General features: G+C 72.5%; 14 protein-coding genes and 1 pseudogene. 7 read left to right on the plus strand and 8 right to left on the minus strand.

Annotation, left to right across the window (positions count from 1 at the left end):
• Window positions 1-10 precede the first annotated feature (10 nt).
• A complete protein-coding gene (locus tag F5972_RS39050) occupies window positions 11-721 on the minus strand; it encodes a DUF5941 domain-containing protein (protein ID WP_150939023.1) in 711 nt (236 codons plus the stop codon).
• Window positions 718-2,313 (minus strand): CDP-alcohol phosphatidyltransferase family protein, encoded by a 1,596-nt coding sequence (locus F5972_RS39055; protein WP_150939024.1) that lies wholly within the window; start codon window positions 2,311-2,313, stop codon window positions 718-720. Before F5972_RS39055 ends, F5972_RS39050 begins: the two co-directional genes overlap by 4 nt.
• A 275-nt stretch (window positions 2,314-2,588) precedes the next feature.
• Between F5972_RS39055 and recO the strand changes: the two are divergent.
• Both recO and F5972_RS31950 read left to right on the plus strand, forming a co-directional pair.
• A pseudogene (recO, locus tag F5972_RS31945) lies at window positions 2,589-3,311 on the plus strand (DNA repair protein RecO); the annotation flags it as partial.
• A 172-nt stretch (window positions 3,312-3,483) separates the two neighbouring features.
• A complete protein-coding gene (locus F5972_RS31950) occupies window positions 3,484-4,278 on the plus strand; it encodes an isoprenyl transferase (RefSeq protein WP_150939026.1) in 795 nt (264 codons plus the stop codon).
• Between the two features lie 56 nt (window positions 4,279-4,334).
• Here F5972_RS31950 and F5972_RS31955 read toward each other — a convergent pair whose 3' ends face one another.
• The 3 genes from F5972_RS31955 to F5972_RS31965 form a co-directional block, all read right to left on the minus strand.
• Window positions 4,335-4,889 carry a CGNR zinc finger domain-containing protein gene (locus F5972_RS31955; RefSeq protein WP_225312076.1) on the minus strand — a complete coding sequence of 185 codons (555 nt, stop codon included), beginning with the start codon at window positions 4,887-4,889 and terminating at the stop codon, window positions 4,335-4,337.
• A 75-nt stretch (window positions 4,890-4,964) separates the two neighbouring features.
• Entirely contained in the window at window positions 4,965-5,402 is a 438-nt protein-coding gene (locus F5972_RS31960; protein ID WP_150939027.1) for a Fur family transcriptional regulator, read from the minus strand.
• A 125-nt stretch (window positions 5,403-5,527) separates the two neighbouring features.
• Complete coding sequence (locus F5972_RS31965) at window positions 5,528-5,983, minus strand: DUF6703 family protein (RefSeq protein ID WP_225312077.1); 456 nt, start codon at window positions 5,981-5,983, stop codon at window positions 5,528-5,530.
• A gap of 92 nt (window positions 5,984-6,075) precedes the next feature.
• On the opposite strand from F5972_RS31965, the gene F5972_RS31970 reads away from it, so the two are divergent.
• The gene (locus F5972_RS31970; RefSeq protein ID WP_318527649.1) at window positions 6,076-6,435 is read left to right on the plus strand and encodes an antibiotic biosynthesis monooxygenase family protein; all 360 of its coding nucleotides are present in this window, start codon (window positions 6,076-6,078) and stop codon (window positions 6,433-6,435) included.
• Between the two features lie 183 nt (window positions 6,436-6,618).
• Complete coding sequence (locus F5972_RS31975) at window positions 6,619-8,004, plus strand: glycine--tRNA ligase (protein ID WP_150939028.1); 1,386 nt, start codon at window positions 6,619-6,621, stop codon at window positions 8,002-8,004.
• A gap of 81 nt (window positions 8,005-8,085) precedes the next feature.
• Here the strand turns inward: F5972_RS31975 and F5972_RS31980 are convergent, their stop codons facing one another.
• A complete protein-coding gene (locus tag F5972_RS31980; RefSeq protein ID WP_225312078.1) occupies window positions 8,086-9,588 on the minus strand; it encodes an alpha/beta hydrolase in 1,503 nt (500 codons plus the stop codon).
• A 337-nt stretch (window positions 9,589-9,925) separates the two neighbouring features.
• Here F5972_RS31980 and ppdK point away from each other — a divergent pair, with 337 nt between their 5' ends.
• Together ppdK and F5972_RS31990 are read left to right on the plus strand one after the other, a co-directional pair.
• A complete protein-coding gene (ppdK, locus tag F5972_RS31985; RefSeq protein ID WP_150939029.1) occupies window positions 9,926-12,565 on the plus strand; it encodes a pyruvate, phosphate dikinase in 2,640 nt (879 codons plus the stop codon).
• A gap of 150 nt (window positions 12,566-12,715) precedes the next feature.
• Window positions 12,716-14,611 (plus strand): M14 family zinc carboxypeptidase, encoded by a 1,896-nt coding sequence (locus F5972_RS31990; protein ID WP_225312079.1) that lies wholly within the window; start codon window positions 12,716-12,718, stop codon window positions 14,609-14,611.
• Here F5972_RS31990 and F5972_RS31995 read toward each other — a convergent pair.
• Window positions 14,608-15,405, minus strand: a complete 798-nt coding sequence (locus F5972_RS31995; protein WP_150939032.1) for a hypothetical protein — start codon at window positions 15,403-15,405, stop codon at window positions 14,608-14,610. The genes F5972_RS31990 and F5972_RS31995 overlap by 4 nt on opposite strands.
• Window positions 15,406-15,609: 204 nt before the next feature.
• Between F5972_RS31995 and F5972_RS32000 the strand changes: the two genes are divergently transcribed.
• Window positions 15,610-16,908 (plus strand): deoxyguanosinetriphosphate triphosphohydrolase, encoded by a 1,299-nt coding sequence (locus F5972_RS32000; protein ID WP_150939034.1) that lies wholly within the window; start codon window positions 15,610-15,612, stop codon window positions 16,906-16,908.
• A 33-nt stretch (window positions 16,909-16,941) separates the two neighbouring features.
• On the opposite strand, the gene F5972_RS32005 is transcribed toward F5972_RS32000, so the two are convergent.
• Complete coding sequence (locus F5972_RS32005) at window positions 16,942-17,778, minus strand: M23 family metallopeptidase (RefSeq protein WP_150939036.1); 837 nt, start codon at window positions 17,776-17,778, stop codon at window positions 16,942-16,944.
• Between the last annotated feature and the right edge of the window lie 65 nt (window positions 17,779-17,843).

Genomic DNA, 17,843 nt, shown 5'->3' on the forward strand with positions numbered 1-17,843 from the left:
GCCGCGTGCTTCAGCCCTGGTCGGCGTCGCCGGTCGCCTGCTCGGCGGCGTCCTCGGGCGACTGCTCCAGGTCCTGGTCGGCCTGGGCCAGCGCGGACGCCTTGTCCAGCCGCACCCAGCTGGTGATGCTCTCGATCGCGAACAGCACGAGCAGGTACGCCGTGAGGACGGCGGCGACGGGGGTCAGCCACCCGGCCGCGGCGCCCGCCCCCAGGATCAGCAGGCGGACCTCCCAGCCGAGCCCCGCCCGGTACAGCCACGCCGGGGGCCAGATGCCCTGCCGGGTGCGGTAGACCGTGTCGTACGTGTGGTAGCCGATCACGTAGATGAGCACGAACAGCAGCCACTTGGGCGTGCTCTCCGCCAGCCCGAGCAGGATGATCGTCAGGAACTCGGCAGCCCGCAGCAGCGGGGGAGTGAGCCAGTCGAAGCGGCCCAGGTGGTCGCGGCCGGCGGTCGGCAGCACCAGCACGAGCAGCACGGCCACCGGGAGGAGCAGGACCGGGCCGTCGGTGAGGATCCCGGCGACGGCCGCCGCCACGATGGCGAGCAGTGCCACCACCGTCGCGGGCACCGGCGGCAGCAGCCGGCCGAGGGTGCCCTTCAGCGCGGTGGCGAGCGGGCCGTCGTCGCGGTAGGCGAGCAGGCGCGCGGTCTGGACGCGGCGGCGCTCCTCGTCCGGGTCGGGGAGCGGGGTGATGGCCTGCGGCTGGGTGATCATGCGAGTGACCTCAGGAGACGTCCGGTGAGGGTGTAGGTGGCCGCGACGCCGCCCCAGATGATCAGCGTGAGGAACGTGACCCGGGGGTCGAAGAACGCGGCGGTGATCGCGATGGCGGCGAAGCGCTCGCCGATGGGGAACACGATCATCTTGCGGGCCCAGTGGACCGGGCGGAACTTGCCGGCCTTCGTCCAGAGCCGCAGCAGCCCGCGCACGCCGGTGCTCCGGCTCGCCCTGCGCTCCTCCAGCGCCTCCCGCAGCGGGCGGTCGTCGGCGACCGTGAGGTCGAGCGTGGGCAGCGGCACCGGCGCCCTGCGCCGGTTGGCCGCGCCGAACGAGAAGTCGAGCAGGTGCTTGACCGACTGGAGGGCCAGCGCGACCAGCGCCAGCGTCCAGACGCCCTCGCCGTCGCCGAACTGCCCGGACACCGTCGCGCCGACCGCCAGGCCGACGAAGACGGCGTACTCCTTGAACCGGTCGAACGTGGCGTCGAGCCACGCGCCGAGCACGCCGAACTTGCGGGCGTACCGCGCGACCTGGCCGTCGACGCAGTCGAAGACGAACGCGAAGTAGATGAGCACGCCGCCGGCGACGCCCCCCCAGCGGGTGCCGGTGGCGAACGCGCCGGCCGCCAGCAGGCCGAGGGCGATCGAGATCAGCGTCACCTGGTTGGGGGTGAGGCCCCGGCGGGCCGCCCAGCGGGCGATGAAGCGCGAGTAGGTGCTGACGAAGAACGTGGTGAAGAAGCCGTCGGCGCCCTTCACCGCGTTGTCGAGCCGGGCCCGGTCCTCGTCGTAGCCGGCCATCTCCGCCAGCGCCTCGTCGGCCTCCGCCTGGCTGCGGACGCGGCGGAAGAACAGGTCGCGGCGGCCCCGCCGGCCGACCGACACGCCACGCCGGACCAGGCCGAGCACGAGAAGCTCGGTCACGTCGTCCTCGGGGCCGAACAGGTGGGCCATCTCCGCCAGGTCGCGGGCGGCCTCGGCGAGGGTCGCCAGGTGCCGCTGGTGCAGGTGGAGCGGTCCGAGCAGCGCCGCGTTCGGCCGGGTCACCGCGTGGTAGGCGGTGCCGACCGAGATGATCCGGCCACGGCCCGCGCGGGTGCGCACGGGCAGCCCCTCGAGGAACTCCGAGCCGATCTCGGGCACCGCCTCCTCGATCGGCACCTCCTCGACCGGCGCGTTCTCGTCCCGCTCCGGCCGGGCGATCAGCGCGAGGGCGGCCCGCTTGGCCTTGGTGATCTGGTAGATCAGCTCGTCGTGCACCAGCGAGTCGGCCGGCAGGATCAGCAGGTTGTCCCCGGCGGCCTCGGTGGCCTCCGCCACGTCGGCGAGCGCGCGCAGGTCACCGGCGACGTCCCGGCTCTCCACCACCCGGCCGTACGGCCGGTGGTAGGCCGCCGCGTCGCCGGGCCGGGCGATCGTCGTCGGCTCGGGGTCCAGCGCGGCGGCCTGCGCGAGCAGCCGGTCGTACGCGGTGGGCGCCCCGGGAAGCGAGGTCAGCGTGACGGCCGCGGGCAGGGCGGGCCGGCCGCCGGGCGGCGGGAAAGCGATCGGGCCGGGCGGCGCGCCCAGCAGGACCACGCGGGTCATGGCAACCTTTCACGCAACGGGGGAGTCAGGCCCTCGGGGCTTGACCGGCGCGGGGAAGTCCGCCGGAGGCCAAAGCTTAGTGACCTTTCCGCTCGGACGTGGCACCCCAGGTTTACCGTACGGCCGCTGTATGTACAGCTTCGCCCGGGTTTGCCAGTCGGCTTCGTCGCCGGATCATTACCGAATTTTCACCATTCATGCGCTGGAGTGGGAGGAAAGCCCTCGTACGGGGCCCGAGGGGGCGCCGGCCGCCGGGCGGACCCTACGATGACGGAGTGAGCCTCTACCGCGACGAGGGCGTCGTGCTGCGCACCCAGAAGCTGGGCGAGGCCGACCGCATCATCACCCTCCTCACCCGGCGCACCGGCAAGGTCCGGGGAGTGGCCAAGGGCGTACGCAGGACCAAGTCGCGGTTCGGCGCCCGGCTGGAGCCGTTCTCACACGTGGACCTGCAGCTGCACGGCGGCAGGTCGCTCGACGTGATCACCCAGGTCGAGACCCTGCACCCGTACGGCGGGGCGATCGTCGCCGACTACCCGAGATACACGGCGGGCACGGCGATGCTGGAGACGGCCGACCGGCTGACCGTCGGGGAGAAGGAGCCGGCGCTGCGCCAGTTCCTGCTGCTGGTCGGTGGTCTGCGCACGCTCGCCGAGGGCGGCCACGAGGCCCGCCTGGTGCTCGACGCCTTCTTCCTGCGCTCACTGGCGGTCGCGGGCTACGCCCCCGCGCTGGCGGAGTGCGCGCGGTGCGGCGCCGAGGCGGCCCGCGCGTTCGCGATCGTGGCGGGCGGGGTGGTCTGCGGCGCGTGCCGCCCGCCCGGCGCGGCCGTCCCGGCGGCCGAGACGATCGCGCTGATGATCGCGCTGCTGCGCGGCGACTGGGCCACCGCGGACGCCTCCGAGCCGCGGCACCGCACCGAGTGCAGCGGCCTGGTGGCGGCCTACCTGCAGTGGCACCTGGAGCACGGCATCCGCTCGCTGCGCCATGTCGAGCGGGAGTGGCCCGGCGCCGGGGAGGCCCGGGCGCCGGGGTCGTTCCCCTGGAGCGGTCGTCCCCGTGAGGCCGGGCCGGGGGCGGCCGGCGGCCGTCCCGGGGATGCCGAACCTGCACCGGATCCGCACGTCTTCCGCACCTGAGGACCGGTCCGGACGCAATACGCTCGGGTGCATGGTTCGTCCTCCCACTCCGCACCCGTCCGGGGCCACCCCGCCCGACATTCCGCGCGACCTGCTGCCGCGTCACGTGGCGATCGTCATGGACGGCAACGGCCGCTGGGCCAAGGCCCGCGGGCTGCCGAGGACCGAAGGACACAAGATGGGCGAGGCGTCGCTGTTCGACGTCATCGAGGGCGCCATCGAGATCGGCATCCCCTACCTGTCCGCGTACGCCTTCTCGACCGAGAACTGGAAGCGCTCACCCGACGAGGTGCGCTTCCTCATGGGCTTCAACCGCGACGTCATCCGGCGCAGGCGCGACGAGCTCGACGCGATGGGCGTGCGGGTCCGCTGGGCCGGGCGTCCCGGCCGGCTCTGGCGAAGCGTGATCAAGGAGCTGGAGGAGGCCGAGCGCAGGACGGTCGGCAACAGCACGCTGACCCTGCAGTTCTGCGTGAACTACGGCGGCCGCGCGGAGATCGTGGACGCGGCCGTGCGGCTCGCGCGCGACATCGCCGACGGCCGGGTCAAGCCCGGCAAGGTCTCGGAGAAGGTCTTCGCGCGCTACCTCGACGAGCCGGAGATCCCGGACGTCGACCTGTTCCTGCGGTCCTCGGGCGAGCAGCGCACCTCCAACTTCCTGCTCTGGCAGTCCGCGTACGCCGAGATGGTGTTCCTCAACCAACTGTGGCCCGACTTCGACCGCCGCGACCTGTGGCAGGCGTGCGAGATCTACGCCAAGCGCGACCGCAGGTACGGCGGCGCGCTCCCGAACGAGGTCGCCCCCGCCTCCCACGCGCCGCGGTAGCGGGACCCGCGGCACGGGCCGGTGCCGTACGGGTGACGCCGAGGCGTCAGGAGGCGTCAGGAGGCGTCGCGGCGGCGGGCGCGGGCCCGGTAGGCGGCCACGTGCATGCGGTTGCCGCAGGTGCGGCTGTCGCAGTAGACCCGGGAACGGTTCCGCGACTCGTCCACGAAGACGTGCGAGCAGTCGGGCGCGGCGCACGTGCGCAGACGTTCCCGTTCGTTCTCCACGAGCACGTGGGCGAGCGCGACGCCGCAGTCGGCGGCCAGGTGCTCGGCGACCGACGCGTCGGGCGCGAAGTAGTGGACGTGGAGCGGATGGCCGTCGTGCTCGGTGAGGCTCGGCGTGATGCGGGTGCGGCCCAGCAGCGTGTTGAGCACCCTGACGGCCGTCGTCTGGTCGGGCGCGGTGAACACGGCGTGGAACGCCTCGCGCAGGGCGCGCACCTCGGCGAGGTCCCGCCGGGTCAGCGTCCGCACCCCGCTGACCTCCCGCCTGCCGACGAACTCCGCCAGGTCGGCGACCTCGGCCAGCCCGTCGCGCTCGCCGGCGCCGGTGTTGACGAGGTCCACCACCGTCGCCAGCGAGTACACCATGTCATGGCTGAACGGCACGCCATCTCCTTTTGTCGCGGCGGGCTTGGCGAGGCGCAGGAAGCGTACTCCCCGCGAAGCGCGTGCGGGGCGGGGTCAGCCCTTTCCGGCGGCCTTTCCCGCCGCGCCGGAGGGCGTCGCCGACGGGGTCTCACCGCGTGACGCGGCGCACGAGGAGCAGGTGCCGAAGACCTCGACGGTGTGGGTGACGTCGATGAAGCCGTGCTCGGCCCCGACGACCTCGGCCCACCGCTCCACGTCCGGCCCGGCCACCTCGACCGTGCGCCCGCACACCCGGCACACGAGGTGGTGGTGGTGCGTGTCGCTCTGGCAGGCCCGGTAGACCGACTCGCCCTCGTCGGTGCGCAGCACGTCGACGCGGCCCGCGTCCGACAGCGACTGGAGCGCCCGGTAGACGGTCGTGAGGCCGATCTTCGAGCCGTCCGCGCGCATCTCGGCGAACACGTCCTGCGCGCTGCGGAACCCGCCGCTCTGGCGGAGGATCTCGTGAACGGCGTCGCGGCTCTTGGTCATGAGGGACTCCCGGGTACGGCGGCGCGCTACGCACTTGCGCCCTACGAAGTACAGGTTAAGTCGTGTCCGGCGGGTCGAGCGGTGCCGTCCAACCGGCGGGTGCGGAGACCTCCGGACGGCCCGCGTCAGAAGAGCCCGAAGCGGGTCGCGACGAGGAGAACCAGGAACGTCCCGACCGCCACGCGGAGCAACCGGCCGAGCGGCCGCAGCGACGGCCACGACAGGTAGGCCAGCCAGGCGATGAACGCCAGCACCGGGAGCACGGCCACGCCGCCGCGCCAGTCCGGCACGACCAGCCCGGCGATGAGCAGCGCCACCAGGACCACCGGGGCCAGCCAGCGGGGCATCTGGAACAGGAAGACCAGCAGCGGGGCGCTCTTCGTCTCGACTGTCCGGCGCGCCCCGGTGGCGCCCGGCGTGAAGAAGTGCTCGCCGGTGGGCAGCGGACGCACCGGGCGCGGCGACCGCCCCTGCGCTCCTCCCGCCCGTGCTCCCCGCGCCTGCGTCTCCCCGGCGGGTTTGCTGCGCGCCAGGGGATGCGCGGGGACCTGGCGGCGCGGCGGTTCCGTTTCGCTTCCCACGCCTGAGAGCCTAATGCCGTCCCCGCCTCCTGCGCCCCGCCCCCCGTGCCCCTTCGCCCGCCCCTCGCGGCGGCCGTTCCGGGGAGGGTGGCATGCTGGGCGGCATGCTCGCCGTGATCCGCTACTCGGTGCCGGGCGCCCGCACCGAGGAGTTCGCCACCCAGGCCCGCGCCATCCTGGACCTGCTGGCCGCCCAGCCGGGCTACCTGCGCGGACGGCTCGGCAGGGCGGTGGACGAGCCCGCCCTGTGGGCGCTGGTCAGCGAGTGGGAGGGGGCGGGCCACTACCGGCGCGCCCTGTCGGCGGCGCGGATGGAGATGTATCCGCTGATGACCCTCATGATCAACGAGCCGGGGGCCTTCGAGGAGGTCTACACGCCTCCGGGCGCCGGCGTGAACGCGGGCACCACGGGCAGCGGGACCACGGGCAGGGGCACCACGGGCAAGGCGTGAGCGCGGGGGCGCCGGATTCCCCTAAGCTTGGGCACAGATCCGGGCAGGTGGCCAGACATCACCGCCGCCGCAGGCAGGCGATCGGCCCGGCCCGCCCGCTTCGGGCACGGCCGGCGCACCGCTGACCTCGATCTGAACCGACCCGATCTCAACGCCGACACCCAGCCGGATGGAGTTCCACTGATGGCACGTCGCACCGACGTCTTGGAAACGATCGTCAGCCTCGCCAAGCGCCGCGGGCTCGTCTTCCCGTCGAGCGAGATCTACGGAGGCCTGCGGGCGTCCTGGGACTACGGACCCCTGGGTGTCGAGCTCAAGAACAACGTCAAGCGCGAGTGGTGGAAGGCCATGGTGCAGGGCCGCGACGACGTCGTCGGCCTCGACTCCTGCGTCATCCTCGCCCGCGAGGTCTGGCAGGCCAGCGGTCACGTCGAGACGTTCACCGACCCGCTCACCGAGTGCCAGTCGTGCCACAAGCGGTACCGCGCCGACCATCTGCTCGAGGCGTACGAGGCCAAGCACGGTAGCGAGCCCGCGGGCGGCCTGGCCGACGTCACCTGCCCCAACTGCGGCAACAAGGGCGCCTTCACCCAGCCCCGGCAGTTCAGCGGCCTGCTGAAGACGTTCCTCGGCCCGGTCGAGGACGAGTCGGGCCTGGCGTACCTGCGTCCGGAGACCGCCCAGGGCATCTTCATCAACTACCTGAACGTGCAGCAGTCGGCCCGCAGGAAGATCCCGTTCGGCATCGGCCAGGTCGGCAAGTCGTTCCGCAACGAGATCACCCCCGGCAACTTCATCTTCCGCACCCGCGAGTTCGAGCAGATGGAGATGGAGTTCTTCGTCAAGCCCGGCACCGACGAGGAGTGGCACCAGTACTGGATCGACGAGCGCCTGCGCTGGTACGTCGACCTCGGCATCAACAAGGACAACCTGCGGCTCTACGAGCACCCGAAGGAGAAGCTGTCCCACTACTCCAAGCGGACGGTGGACATCGAGTACCGCTTCAACTTCGCCGGCGGCGAGTGGGGTGAGCTGGAGGGCATCGCCAACCGCACCGACTTCGACCTCACCGCGCACGGGAAGGCGTCGGGCACCGACCTGTCGTTCTTCGAGCAGGAGTCGGGCGAGCGCTACGTGCCGTACGTCATCGAGCCGGCGGCCGGTGTGGACCGCGCGACGCTGACCTTCCTCCTCGACGCCTACACGGTCGACGAGGCGCCCAACGCCAAGGGCGTGATGGAGGAGCGGACCGTGATGCGCCTCGACCACCGTCTGGCCCCGGTCAAGGTCGCCGTGCTGCCGCTCTCGCGCAACGCCGACCTGTCGCCGAAGGCCCGCGACCTGGCCGCGCAGCTGCGCCGCCGGTGGAACGTGGACTTCGACGACGCGGGCGCGATCGGCCGCCGCTACCGGCGTCAGGACGAGATCGGCACGCCGTTCGCGATCACGGTCGACTTCGACACCCTGGAGGACCAGGCCGTGACGATCCGCGAGCGCGACACGATGGCCCAGCAGCGGGTCGCGCTCGACCAGGTCGAGCCCTACCTGCGCCAGCACCTGAACGACTGATCGGCGCGCCGAAGGCCCCGCCCGGGACATCTCCCGGGCGGGGCCTTCCCGCGTAAACGGTCGAGAGAGCCACGTGGGGGATCAGGCGCAGCGCGTGTCCTTCGCGGGCACCCGACCCTCCAGCAGGTACGCGTTGACGCGGTCGTCGATGCAGTGGCTCTGGCCGTACGCGCCGTGGCCCTCGCCGGCGAGGGTCAGCAGCACCCCGGTGCGGAGCTGTCCGGCGAGCCGCGGCGCCCACTGGTACGGCGTGGCGGGGTCGTTGGTCACGCCGACCACCAGGATGGGCGCCGAGCCGCTCGCGTCGACCCGTCTGGCGCCGTCGTCTCCCGGCACCGGCCACACGCTGCAGGACCCGGCGCTGGCCGCGGTCGGCGCGAAGACCGGCGTCCGCGCCCTGAGCCGCCGGGCCAGCTTCTCGGCCTCCTCGACCGACGGCCGGTCGGTGGTGTCGGCGCACAGGATCGCCGGCAGCGAGAACTGCAGGGTCGAGTAGCTGCCGTCGGGCCGCCGCCCGGCGTACTGGTCGGCCAGCGTGAGCAGGCCGCTGTAGTCGCCCTTTTTGCCCTCGTTCAGCGCCTCGGTGAGCAGCGGCCAGGTGAGCTTGCTGTAGAGGGCCTGCGTGATGCCGGCCCTGGCGACGTTCTCGGTGACCTCGCGGCCGCCCTGCTTCTGTGGCCTGCGGTTCAGGGAGTCGAGCAGTTTCAGCACCCCGGCCTTCACGGCGGCGGGGTCGGCGCCGAGCGGGCAGCTCGTCCGCGTCTTGGCGCAGTCGGCCACGTAGTCGTCGTAGGCCTTCTGGAAACCCAGCGACTGGGTCTTGGCCATGTCGAGCAGGGTGACCGAGGGGTCGACGGCCGAGTCGAGCACCATCCGGCCCACCTTCCCGGGGAACTGGGTGGCGTAGACCGCGCCGAGGTGGGTGCCGTAGGAGAACCCGAGGTAGTTGAGACGGGAGTCGCCGAGCGCCGCCCGCAGCGCCTCCATGTCGCGCGCCGCGTTGACCGTGCCGACGTACGGCAGGATCCAGCCCGCTTCGCGCTTGCACCCCTGGGTGAACTCGGCGACGAGGCTCTTCTCCATCCGGGTGTCGTCGCTGGGCTCGTGGGCGAGGTAGTAGTCCATCTGCGGGCCGCTGAGGCACCGGATGCCGCTGCTGCGCTCGACCCCGCGCGGGTCGAAGCTGACGAGGTCGTAACGGCCGCCCAGGGCGGAGAACGCGTGCGCCGCCTGCATGAGCGTCGTGACGCCCGACCCGCCGGGGCCGCCGAAGTTGAAGACGAGTGAGCCGATCCGCCGGCCGGGCTCGGTGGCGCGCAGCCGGACCAGGGCGAGGCCGATCTTCCTGCCGTCCGGCGCGGCGTAGTCGAGCGGCACCCGCAGCGTCGCGCACTCGAAGCCGGACGACGACGCGGTCTCCGCGCACGGCTTCCAGGCCAGGCCCGGCATGCCCGAGACGGTCTGATCCGGGGTGACCCGCGCGCCCTCGCAACCGGTGGCCGCCGCCAGCGCGGCCAGCCCGGTGACCAGCCCCGCCGTCACCAGCCTCCGCGCCGGCACCATTCGCGACACCGCTCGCGACACAGGAAACCCTCCCCTTCGGCTGTGGTCGGAGGGTGGCTCGTTTATATCGCACATGGACGGCTCCGGACGGCCGACTCACCGGTACGCGGCCTTACCGGCCGGATGGTCTAAACCATTTCCGCGGTTTCGAACGCTCGGCACAGGCGCCAGGGCGGCGAATTGGTATGAACCACTTCTGACGTCTCGTAAAAATCAATTGGAATAGACCTCTGCGGCATCGTCTAACTGGGTAAACAGCGGATGAGGCAGAGGGTGACGCTTGAAGGTGATTTTCCCCGGTACAGTCCGGTCGCAGGCCGCGGTGCGGTTTTTGTGGAAGTCCAGAAGGGAGCGTCGGATGCCGAAGTATGTTTACGGCTTCACCGAGGGCAACAAGGACCTCAAGGATCTGCTCGGTGGCAAGGGCGCCAATCTGGCGGAAATGACCAACATCGGCCTGCCCGTGCCTCCCGGCTTCACGATCACCACCGAGGCGTGCCGCCACTACCTGCGGCACGGCGACATGCCCGGCGGGCTGGAGGAGGAGGCCGGCGAGCACCTCGCCGCCCTGGAGGCGCGCATGGGCAAGCGTCTCGGCCAGGCGGACGACCCGCTGCTCGTCAGCGTCAGGTCGGGGGCGAAGTTCTCGATGCCCGGCATGATGGAGACGGTCCTCAACATCGGCCTGAACGACGACTCGGTCCTCGGGCTGGCCAAGCAGTCGGGCAACGACCGCTTCGCCTGGGACTCCTACCGCCGGCTGATCCAGATGTTCGGCAGGACAGTGCTGGGCGTCGACGGCGAGTTGTTCGAGGACGCGCTGGACGACCTCAAGGGCGACCGGGACGACACCGACCTGGGGACCGCCGAACTGCAACGGCTCGTCGAGACCTTCAAGGGCATCGTTCGCGCCCAGGCCGGCCGGGACTTCCCCGCCGACCCCCGCGAGCAGATGGACCTCGCCGTACGCGCGGTCTTCGAATCGTGGAACGCGCCCCGCGCGATCCTCTACCGCCGCCAGGAGCGCATTCCCGCCGGCCTCGGCACGGCCGTCAACGTCGTCGCGATGGTGTTCGGCAACATGGGCCCCGACTCGGGCACCGGGGTCGCCTTCACCCGCGACCCGGGTTCGGGGCGCCGCGGGGTCTACGGCGACTACCTGCGCGACGCCCAGGGCGAGGACGTCGTCGCCGGCATCCGCAACACCGTTCCCCTGCAGGAGCTGGAGACGATCAATCCGGAGGCGTACCACGAGCTTCTCGGCATCATGGCGACGCTGGAGCGGCACTACCGCGACCTGTGCGACATCGAGTTCACGATCGAGCGCGGCAGGCTGTGGATGCTGCAGACCCGGGTCGGCAAGCGCACGGCCGAGGCGGCGTTCCGCATCGCCACCCAGCTCGTCGACGAGGGCCTGATCGACATGGACGAGGCGGTCACCCGGGTCACCGGAGACCAGCTCGCCCACCTGATGTTCCCCCGGTTCTCCGCCACGGGAAGCAGCCACCGGCTGACCACCGGCATGAACGCCTCACCCGGCGCCGCCGCGGGCCGGGCCGTCTTCAGCTCCGAGCGGGCCGTCGAGCTGGCCGGGCGGGGCGAGGCGGTCATCCTCGTGCGGCGCGAGACCAACCCCGACGACCTGGCCGGGATGATCGCGGCGCACGGCGTGCTCACCTCCCGGGGCGGCAAGACCTCGCACGCCGCCGTGGTCGCCCGCGGCATGGGCACGACCTGCGTGTGCGGGGCCGAGGAGCTGGAGGTCGATCCGCACGCCCGCCGTTTCACCGCGCCCGGGGAAGTCGTCGTGAACGAGGGCGACCTGATCTCGATCGACGGGAGCACCGGCGCCGTCTACCTGGGCGAGGTGCCGGTGACCGCCTCGCCGGTGGCGCGCTACTTCGAGGGCGGGCCGGTCGAGGACGAACTGGTCCGGGCCGTCGACCGCGTCATGACCCACGCCGACGCCGTACGCCGCCTGGAGGTGCGGGCCAACGCCGACACCCCCGAGGACGCCGCCCGCGCCCGCCGCTTCGGCGCGCTCGGCGTCGGGCTCTGCCGTACGGAGCACATGTTCCTGGGGGAGCGGCGGCGGCTCGTGGAGGACCTGATCCTCGCGCCGGGCGGCGGCAAGGAGCGGCAGGTCGCGCTGGACGCGCTCGAACCGCTCCAGACGGCCGACTTCGCCGGCATCTTCGAGGCCATGCGCGGCCTTCCGGTGACGATCCGGCTGATCGACCCGCCGCTGCACGAGTTCCTGCCCGACCTCACCGACCTCGCCGTACGGGTCGCCGTGGCGGGCGAGCGGGCCGGCGACCGCGACCGCAGGCTGCTGGAGGCGGTCCGGCGCCTGCACGAGCAGAACCCGATGCTGGGCCTGCGCGGCGTCCGGCTCGGCCTGGCGATCCCCGGCCTGTTCGCCATGCAGGTGCGGGCCATCGCCGCCGCGGCCCGGCAGGTCGAGGGCGCGCGGGCCGAGATCATGATCCCGCTGGTCGGCGCCGTGCAGGAGCTGGAGATCGTACGGGAGGAGGCGGCACGAATCCTCGCCGAGGCGGGTGTGGAGGCGGCGATCGGCACGATGATCGAGGTGCCCCGGGCGGCGCTGACGGCCGGGCAGATCGCCGGGGCCGCCGAGTTCTTCTCGTTCGGCACCAACGACCTCACCCAGATGACCTGGGGGTTCTCCCGCGACGACGTGGAGAGCGCCTTCTTCGGCAGATACCTCGACCTCGGCGTCTTCGGCGTCTCGCCGTTCGAGTCGATCGACCGGGACGGCGTCGGCCGGCTGATGCGGATCGCGGCCGAGGAGGGCAGGCGGGCCCGGCCCGGCCTGAAGCTCGGCATCTGCGGCGAGCACGGCGGCGACCCCGACTCGGTCCACTTCTGTCACGAGATCGGGCTCGACTACGTCTCCTGCTCGCCGTTCCGCGTCCCGGTGGCCCGGCTGGAGGCGGGCCGCGCCGCGCTGGCCCGCCCGGGCTCCGACAGCCGGTGACTTGAAATTCCACAGAACATCCAGACTGGTTGTGGAACATCCAGTTCATGATGCGGATGGTTCACCGGGCCGCGTGACACGGCCCGGTGAACGTTGATCCCGGCCGCCTGACTGATCACTCTACGTACCTACCGCAAGGGAGGGCGTGGAGTGAGAAGACGTCTGTACCCGCCGGCGCTGGGGATCGCGGCCGTGCTGCTCGGCGTGGTCCCCGCCGTGCTCGGCGCCGCCGCTCCGCCGGACGCCTCGGCGGCCGGTCCGGCCGGATCGGCGAGGGTCGCCCCGGCGGTGCGGGCCGTCGATCCGGCGCCGTCGAGGCAGTATCAGGTGGACGGCCCCGCCGACGTCGCCCAGCGCAGCGCGGTCGCCCGCACGGGAGCCGCGATCGACGAGGTCCACGGCCGGAGCCTGGTCGTCACCGCGACGCCCCGGGAGGTGGCGGCCATCCGGGCGCTCGGGTTCCGGGTCACCGAGCTCTCCCCGCCCGCCGACGAGAGCGGGCCGCAGACCTTCGACTTCCCCACGGGCGACTCCGGCTACCACAACTACGCCGAGCTCAGCACGCTGGTGGACCAGGTCGTCGCCGCCCATCCCGCGATCGCCCGCAGGTTCAGCTACGGCCGGTCGTACGAGGGCCGCGACCTGATCGGCGTCAAGATCAGCGACAACGTGGCCACCGACGAGAACGAGCCGGAGGTGCTGTTCACCGCCCACCAGCACGCGCGCGAGCACCTCACCGTCGAGATGGCCATCTACCTGCTGCGCATGTTCACCGACGGGTACGGCACCGACGCCCAGATCACCGACCTGGTGAACACCCGGGAGATCTTGATCCTGCCCGACCTCAACCCCGACGGCGGGGAGTACGACATCGCCACCGGCTCCTACCGGTCGTGGCGCAAGAACCGCCAGCCCAACTCCGGCAGCTCCAGCGTCGGCACCGACCTCAACCGCAACTGGGCCTACCGGTGGGGCTGCTGCGGCGGGTCCTCCGGCACCGCGTCCAGCGAGACCTACCGAGGCGCGGCGGCCGAGTCGGCGCCGGAGGTCAAGGCCGCCGCCGACTTCGTGCGCGGCCGGGTCGTCGGCGGCGTCCAGCAGATCAGGGCGGCCATCGACTGGCACACCTACAGCGAGCTCGTCCTGTGGCCGTACGGGTACACGACGGCCGACACCGGCCCCGGCATGACGCAGGACGACCGGGACGCGCACGCCGCGCTCGGCCGCAGCATGGCGGCCACCAACGGCTACACCCCCGAGCAGGCCAGCGACCTCTACATCACCGACGGCTCCATCGACGACTGGATGTGGGGCACCTACAAGATCTTCACGTACACGTTCGAGATGTATCCGACCGGGAGCAACCCCGGCTTCTACCCGCCCGACGAGGTCATCGACCGGGAGACCTCGCGCAACCGGGCCGCGGCGCTGCTGCTGACGCAGAACGCCGACTGCGTCTACCGCGTCATCGGCAAGGAGTCCGCGTACTGCGGCACCGGCACCCCGTCCACGACCGTCTACTCCGACGACTTCGAGACCGCGACCGGCTGGACGGTGAACGCGGCGGGCACCGACACCGCGACCTCCGGAGCCTGGGAGCGGGGCAGCCCCGCCGCGACGTCGTCGAGCGGGGCCAAGCAGCTCGGCACGCCGGTCAGCGGGAGCTACGACCTGGTCACCGGCGCGGCGGCGGGCGCGAGCGCCGGCGACTACGACGTCGACGGGGGAGTGACGACGATCAGGTCGCCCGCGATCACGCTGCCGTCGTCGGGGACGCTCACGCTGTCGCTCTCCTGGTATCTCGCCCACGGGTCGAACGCCTCGTCGGCCGACTACTTCCGGGTGCGGGTGATCGGCGGCACGACGAGCACGGTCGTCGAGCAGCTCGGGGCGGCGGCGAACCGGAACGGCTCGTGGAGCGTCGCCACCGCGTCGCTCACCGCCTTCGCCGGCCAGACCGTACGGATCCAGATCGAGGCGGCCGACCTGTCGTCGGCCAGCCTGGTGGAGGCCGCCGTCGACGACGTGAAGATCACGAAGAGTTAGACCCACTCCCAGCGGAGACCGCGGACGCCCGGCCGGGCGGCGGTGTCCACGACGTGGGCGGTCCCGAACGCGTCGACGCGCAGCTCACCGGCGTCCCCGGGCGGCGCCGACGCGTCCGGGGACCAGGTGTGGAAGCACCGCACCGGCAGCCGCCCGCCCGCGAACCGCACCTGTGTCAGGAACTGCTCGACCGGGTCCCGCAGGTGCAGGTCGTAGCGGTCGGCCGTCGCGGGGAACGCGGTGACGTACTCGACGACGCGGGTCTCGCCGGTGGTCAGGGGATGCGGGAAGATCAGCTCCGTCAGCGTGCCGGGCCCGGCGTCGGCGCTGCGGCCGGGGCGGCAGGACTCGGCCCGCAGCAGCCGGGCGCCGGGGGGATGGGCGACCAGGTACCGGTCCACGCCCGGCGCCGCCGCCCGCAGCACGACCCGGGCGCTGGCCCGGTGCCGGCGCCGGTCGGCGCCCACGACGACCTGTTCGTGGTGGCTGAGCACGGATACCGTCTCCGGCCGGCGGCCCCGGGGACGGGGCGGCCCGAGCAGGCCGATCAGCGCGTACTCGGGCAGTGACAGGATGATCTCCAGCTCCCGCACCGCCGCCAGGGAGGCGGCGCGCTCGGGCCGGGACCGCCCGCGCTGCCAGTAGCTGAGGCTGGACAGGCTGATGGCGACGCCGCGCTCGCGCAGCCGCGAGTGCAGGCGGTCGAGACTCAGCCCCCGGGCGCGGATCGCCGTCCGCAGGGCCCGCTCGAAAGGTCCCGATCGGAGGACCTCCGCGAGCTCGTTGTCCACCACCTGGGCTCCTCCTCGGCAGCGAAGCCGAGTATCACCCGGCGCCGCGAAGCAGGGCAAGAGCGGCAATCTTCCTTCGTACTACCGGATCTGTCGTGAAACCCGACCTTCGGGGGTACGCTCCATCTCCCGCCGAGTGGGGGCCGGACGCGGCCGGGACACGACCGGACGCGACGGTCGGGCGAGGGCGACAGGGAAGGAGGACGCATGGCCCGCTACGACGAGCACGACCAGGCACGATGGGTGCCTGAGCCGCCGGGGAACCCCGAGCGGAGCCCGTTCGAGCGTGACCGGGCACGCGTGCTCCACAGCGCCTCGCTGCGCAGGCTCGCCGCCAAGACGCAGGTGGTGGGCCCCGCCGACTACAGCGGCCTGCACAGTCCCCGTACGCGCCTGACCCACTCGCTGGAGTGCGCGCAGATCGGCCGGGAGATGGGCAGGGTCCTCGGCTGCGACCCCGACCTGGTGGAGACCGCCTGCCTCGCCCACGACCTCGGGCATCCCCCCTTCGGCCACAACGGGGAGGCCGCGCTCGACGAGCTGGCCGCGCCGTGCGGGGGGTTCCAGGGCAACGCCCAGAACCTGCGCCTGCTGACGCGGCTGGAGGCCAAGGTCATCACCGAGGACGGCCGCAGCGCCGGGCTCAACCTCACCCGGGCCGCGCTCGACTCGGTCTGCAAGTATCCCTGGGCCGGGTCGGCCTGCCGCGTCCCCGGCGTCCCGCTCGCCGGCGAGGGCGGGCCGTACTGCGTCTACCCCGACGACCTCGCGGTCTTCCGGTGGGTGCGCGAGGGGGCGCCCGACTACGCGGTCCGCTTCGAGGCGCAGGTCATGGACTGGGCCGACGACGTGGCCTACTCGGTGCACGACCTGGAGGACGCGCTGGCCTGCGGCCACGTCACGACGGCGGAGCTGCGCGACCCCGAGGAGCGGCTGGAGGTGTGCCGCCTGACCCGGGAGTGGTACGCCCCCGACGCGGGCGTGGACGAGCTGGCCGAGACCTTCGCGCGGCTGCTCGCCGAGCCGCTGTGGCCGGCCGACTTCGACGCCGGGCTCGCCGACCTCGCCGCGCTCAAACGGCTCACCAGCACGCTCATCGGCCGCCTGTGCCGCTCGGCCCAGGACGCCACCCGCGAGGCGTACGGCTGCCGCCCCGAACCCGGCGGGAGAGGGGCGTGCCGGCGCTACGACGCGAACCTGGAGGTGCCGCGGACCACCCGGCTGGAGTGCGCGCTGCTCAAGGGCGTGACGGCCCGCTACGTGATGTCGCGGGAGGCGCACCACGCCGTGCAGGCCCGGCAGCGCGAGCTGATCGCCGAGCTGGGCGACCTCGTCATGCGGGGCGCCCCCGCGACGCTGGAGCCGGCCCTGCGCCCGCAGTTCGAGCAGGCGGCCGACGACGCGGGGCGGCTGCGCGCGGTGGTCGACCAGATCGCCTCGCTCACCGACGCGTCGGCGATGGGCTGGCACCGCCGCCTGTCGGCCTCCCGCCCCCTCGTCGGCTGAGCCCGGCCGGAGTCCGTCCGGCGGACGAGTGGCTCAGAGGGGGACGACCACCCGGGTGTCCTCGTCGCTGTCCTTCTTCTTGGGCGGCCGGGACTCCTCCGGAGGCGGCGAGGACTGCTGCTGCTTCGCGGCGCACAGCTGGGTGCAGGGCGGCGTCGCGCCCAGCCTCTTGCGCAGCGTCAGCATGGCCTTGCGCGGGGAGACCGTGCGGTTGCCGTCGTCCCAGGCGTCGAGGAAGGGCCACGGCGGCACGATGCCCCGGCGAATCCACCAGTTCTGCGGCGCGGTCGGCCAGGAGATGGCGAAGTAGAGGTTGCTCGCGGTGTCGCGGGCGTTGCCGGAGTTGCCCACCCGGCCGAGGAGCTGCCCGGCCTTGACCTTGGCGCCCGGCGCGAGGTCCTCCACGACCGAGTCGAGGTGGCCGCCGAGGTAGAGCACGCCGTCCTCGCCCTTGACGGTGACGTAGCGGCCCTCCCGGTCGGCGCCGCGGTCGGTCGAGGGGGTCCACTGGTTCTTGACGTTGACCGCCTCGATCACCCCGTCGACCGGCGAGACAAACGCGCACCCCTTCTCCGCCCAGACGATGGTCTTGGGGAGCACGAGCAGCTTGCGGGAGTACGACACCTTGCATCCCTTGACCGGGAAGGCGTAGGTGTAGGGGGACACCTTCGGCGGCGGCATCCGCACGGGTTCGTCGCCCGGCGGGGGGACGGCCTGGCCGGGGTCGGCGGGAGCGGTCGCGGCCGTGATCCCGTTCACCGGCGGCGTCGCCGGCGGCAGCGTGCTCACCCCGGCGACACCCCCGGGCGCGCCGCAGGACGCCGCGAGGAACGCGGTGCCGGTGAGGGCGGCCAGTCTCCCCGATCGCATGATCTCCACCTGGTCGACGTTACCGAACCTTTCCTTTCTAACGGACCAAGCCGGATATCACGACC

The sequence above is a fragment of the Microbispora cellulosiformans genome (assembly GCF_008728085.1).
Taxonomy (GTDB): domain Bacteria; phylum Actinomycetota; class Actinomycetes; order Streptosporangiales; family Streptosporangiaceae; genus Microbispora; species Microbispora amethystogenes.

What these genes read in the sequence shown, in the direction of transcription:
- F5972_RS39050 (WP_150939023.1), bottom strand. Translation starts at nt 721, where the DNA reads ATGATCACCCAGCCGCAGGCCATCACCCCGCTCCCCGACCCGGACGAG.
- F5972_RS39055 (WP_150939024.1), bottom strand. Translation starts at nt 2,313, where the DNA reads ATGACCCGCGTGGTCCTGCTGGGCGCGCCGCCCGGCCCGATCGCTTTC.
- F5972_RS31950 (WP_150939026.1), top strand. Translation starts at nt 3,484, where the DNA reads ATGGTTCGTCCTCCCACTCCGCACCCGTCCGGGGCCACCCCGCCCGAC.
- F5972_RS31960 (WP_150939027.1), bottom strand. Translation starts at nt 5,402, where the DNA reads ATGACCAAGAGCCGCGACGCCGTTCACGAGATCCTCCGCCAGAGCGGC.
- F5972_RS31970 (WP_318527649.1), top strand. Translation starts at nt 6,076, where the DNA reads ATGCTGGGCGGCATGCTCGCCGTGATCCGCTACTCGGTGCCGGGCGCC.
- F5972_RS31975 (WP_150939028.1), top strand. Translation starts at nt 6,619, where the DNA reads ATGGCACGTCGCACCGACGTCTTGGAAACGATCGTCAGCCTCGCCAAG.
- ppdK (WP_150939029.1), top strand. Translation starts at nt 9,926, where the DNA reads ATGCCGAAGTATGTTTACGGCTTCACCGAGGGCAACAAGGACCTCAAG.
- F5972_RS32000 (WP_150939034.1), top strand. Translation starts at nt 15,610, where the DNA reads ATGGCCCGCTACGACGAGCACGACCAGGCACGATGGGTGCCTGAGCCG.
- F5972_RS32005 (WP_150939036.1), bottom strand. Translation starts at nt 17,778, where the DNA reads ATGCGATCGGGGAGACTGGCCGCCCTCACCGGCACCGCGTTCCTCGCG.